Raw genomic sequence first — 3737 nt, 5'->3', positions numbered from 1 at the left:
GTCGGGCACGGACCGATGCGCTCGGCGAGGCGCGATGCCAGCAGATTGACCGGGAGCACCGCGGCCATCATCGGCACGAAGGCTAGTCCGGTCCGCCACGCCGACAGCCCGTTGATCCTCTGGAAGTACAGGCTGAGCACGAAGATCAGGCCGTAGATCGCGATGTTCACGAGCAGGCCGACGAGCGCAGTCAAGGTAAACAGCCGGTGACCGAACAGGGACAAGGGCAGCATCGGCTGCGCCGCGCGGCTCTCGCGCCAGACGAACAGCACGGCCAGGACGAGGGCGGAAGCGAAGGCCGCGAGCACGGCCGGATCATCCCAGCCAAGCGCGCCGCCCTCGATGATCGCGCCGGCGAGCGCCCCCAGCGCGCCGATTGCCGCAAGCTGGCCGGGCAGATCGATCTCGCGCGAGAGCGCGCGCGTGGTCTCCGTTGCATGACGCCAACTCAGCCAAAGGCCCATGAGGCCGATCGGAAGGTTGACGAGAAAGATCGCGCGCCAGCCGACCAGCGTGATCAGCGCGCCGCCGACGAAGGGGCCCGCGGTGAGCGCAAGGCTGGCTCCGGCGGCCCAGATCGCGACGGCGCGGCCGCGCGCGCGGTCGTCCGCATAGGCATGGTTGAGCAACGCCAGCGAATTCGGCACCAGGATTGCCGCCGCCAGGCCCTGGACCAGTCGTGCCGCGATCAGCACGATTGCATTGGGCGACAACGCACAGGCGAGCGAGGCCGCGGTGAAGATGGCGAACCCGGCCATGAAGACGCGCTTGGCGCCGATCCGGTCGCCGAGTGCGCCGGCCGTCAGGATGAAGGCGGCAAAGGCAATGGTATAGGCGCTGACGACCCATTGCAGTTCGGCAACACCGCCGCCGAGCGTCCTGCCCATCGCATCGAGCGCGGTGTTGACGATGGTGACGTCGAGCTGCACCACGCCATAACCGAGGCTCATCGCGGCCAGCGTCAGCGCGGACGCAGCTTGCGCGCCTCGCGCGTTCCACGCTTTCGGAGACGAATGCAGCTGAAGATATTCTGCCGGCATGATCCACCTCGATGTTTGCGGGTGAAGCCAACATTTAAGCTTTCGTTGCGTGATCATGCTTCGGTTATGATCGAAGCATCATCACGAGATAAATCGCATCCCGCGCCGGAAGGCATTGAAGCCTCGTGCCCTGCTCGCCATGCAAGCCCCGTCCGCGCGGAGGCATGGGAACAGCGCGAGATCGCTTCGTGTTGAGCCTCTCATCCTCTCTTCAAGGCAGCGAAAGTCATGGCAAGAGTTGGCACCACCTCGGTTCCGTCAGGCGCAAGGTCGGAGTTCGGCAAGACCGCAACCATTGTTGCTGTCGGGAGCCTGATCGGCGCGCTGTTCGCCGGCAGCACGGTCGCAACCCCGCTCTACGTCATCTACAAGCAGCAATTGGGTTTCTCCCAGATCRCATTGACCCTGATCTACGCCGTCTACGTCGTCGGAAACCTGACCGCGCTTATGATATTTGGCCGGATGTCCGATCAGGTCGGGCGGCGGCGCACTGCGGTCATTGCCATCGGGATCGCCATCGTGGGCGCGCTCGTGTTCCTGTTCGCACACGGGATCGCCTCGCTCTATGTTGCACGCGTGCTGAGCGGTCTTGCGATCGGAATCGGCGCCGCAACCGGCACCGCATGGCTTGCGGAACTGGTCGCCGAACAGGACCGCTCCCGCGCCACCGTGATCGCAACCATCGCGAACTTCACCGGCCTTGGTCTCGGGGCATTGATCGCCGGCCTGCTTGCCGAGTATGTCGCATTTCCACTGCGAACGCCGTTCATTGCGTATCTCGCAATACTGCTCATTGTCGCGGCCGTTCTCGCCTTCGCTCGTGAGACAATCAATCGTCCGTTGGCCGCCTTCGCGCAGCTGTCGCTACGGCCCCGCGCCGGCGTTCCGTCGTCGATCCGGCCCCGGTTCGTGGCACCCGCGGTCACCGGCTTCGGTGCCATGGCCCTCGTAGCCTTTTTCGCCGCGCTCGCGCCGAGCGTGCTCGCCAGCGAGCTGCATGTCACCAGCCACGCGGTCGCCGGCGCGATCTTCCTCGAGCTTGCGGCGGCCGTTGCACTCGTCATTGCCCTGACGCGCTCGCTGCCGAGCCGCGCCGCGATGCTCTGGTCGCTCGGCCTGATGTTGCCGAGCCTTGCCCTGCTCGTCACCGCACAGTTCGCGGAATCGCTCGTCGTCATGATCGCGGCGACCGCCACCTGCGGCGTCGCGGCAGGCCTCGGCTATCGCGGCAGCCTGCAGGTCGTGAACCAGATCGCACCGGATGATCGCCGCGCCGAAGTGGTCTCGGCCTATTTCGTCTGCTGCTTTCTCGGCAACGCGCTTCCCGTGATCGGAATCGGCGTCCTCTCGACGCTGATCAGCTCCACCGTCGCCAGTCTGGTTTTCGCCACGACGATTGCGGTCTTTGCGGTGGTCGCTCTGGTGTTCGGCTTGAAATACCAGGCCGGCGCGATGGAGCCGAGAAAGTGACGCCGCGCGGGATGCACGGCGTCTCCTGACGGAAGGTATCTCGCCGTCAGCTTGCCGCGCRCAAATTCACCTTGCTCTCGGCAAGCGTCGTGAGCTTCTTGTCGGTCGCCTTCTCTTCCTCGAGCGTCTTGGCGAGCACGGCGGCGCAATCGGTCCGGCCGAGCTGCTTGGCCCAGGCGATCAGGCTGCCGTAACGCACGATCTCGTAATGCTCGGCGGCCTGCGCCGCATTGATCAGCGCTGCGTCGAGCACCGCCTTGTCGGCGACTTCGCCGGCGGTCTCCTCCGCCTCCTCGATGATGCCGTCGATCGCCGGGCAGTCGACCGCCTTCACCTGCACGCCGTGCATCTTGAACACTTCCTCGAGCCGCTTGACGTGCTGCTTGGTTTCCTCGAGGTGCGTCAAAAAGCCCTGTTTCAGCTGCGGGTCGGTGGCCTTGTCGGCCATTTTCGGCAGCGCCTTGGTGAGCTGCTGCTCGGCATAGTAGATGTCCTGGAGCTGGTGCACGAACAGGTCGTTCATGGTTTTGATGTCTTTTGTGAACAGTCCCATCGTTCCGATCCTCTTGGGTTTCGGGAACACGGAGGCACCGGCTTGCACGAATAGCCGCATATTTCCGCCATGTTCGATTGCTGATGAGGCGCTAACGGGCACGCGGCATCGACGTTCCTAAAATGCCGGCTTCGCTTGCGCTGGAACAATGCAGCGGACGGCACGACATGAAACCATGCCAACATGCGAACGCGCGGGCCGGGCCGGTCTGACGACTCATATGCTTAACGCGCGTCCGATGTGAACCACATATGACAAAGTCGCCGGTCCGGCACAGAACCTATCCTTGTCAAGGGCTGCACAAGTCACCGTTTTTGCCTTAAATGATCTGGATCATGCCTAGCGATCGACGCCTGCCTTTGGCAACCATCGCGCCCGACTGGCCAATACCTGGCCTTGTCGGTCTTGCCCCCCGCCGGGAGGATGAATGCACGGACTGCTGCCCGCGTTGAAGCGCGGCTTCAAGAGATGGATTGGCTGGCGACGGCTCGGAATTGCCGCGAGCGTCTTCATCATTGCCTTCGCAATCACCACACTGGTGCGGACCCTCAAGGGTATCGACACCGGCGTCATCCTGACTGCATTGACCGAAATTCCCCGCGGGAATATCGGGCTGGCGGCGATCTGCGTCTTCTTCGCGTTCTGTACGCTGACCTTCTACGACTTTTTTGCAC

General features: G+C 63.7%; 3 protein-coding genes and 1 pseudogene. 2 read left to right on the top strand and 2 right to left on the bottom strand.

Translation table 11 applies throughout. From position 1 onward, the window contains the following. The coding region (locus AC1D00_RS31405; protein ID WP_477013331.1) for an MFS transporter at window positions 1–1040 on the bottom strand (1040 nt) is incomplete at its 3' end. A 228-nt stretch (window positions 1041–1268) separates the two neighbouring features. Between AC1D00_RS31405 and AC1D00_RS31400 the strand changes: the two genes are divergently transcribed. After that, complete coding sequence (locus AC1D00_RS31400; protein ID WP_477013330.1) at window positions 1269–2510, top strand: MFS transporter; 1242 nt, start codon at window positions 1269–1271, stop codon at window positions 2508–2510. Between the two features lie 46 nt (window positions 2511–2556). On the opposite strand, the gene AC1D00_RS31395 is transcribed toward AC1D00_RS31400, so the two are convergent. Next, window positions 2557–3063 (bottom strand): YciE/YciF ferroxidase family protein, encoded by a 507-nt coding sequence (locus AC1D00_RS31395; protein WP_477013329.1) that lies wholly within the window; start codon window positions 3061–3063, stop codon window positions 2557–2559. Window positions 3064–3490: 427 nt separating this feature from the next. Between AC1D00_RS31395 and AC1D00_RS31390 the strand changes: the two are divergent. After that, window positions 3491–3737 (top strand): annotated as a pseudogene (locus tag AC1D00_RS31390) (UPF0104 family protein); the annotation flags it as partial.

The organism is Bradyrhizobium sp. P2_E8, assembly GCF_056403875.1.
Note: the sequence above shows the minus strand (reverse complement) of the source record. Positions and strands in the feature narration are given on the sequence as shown.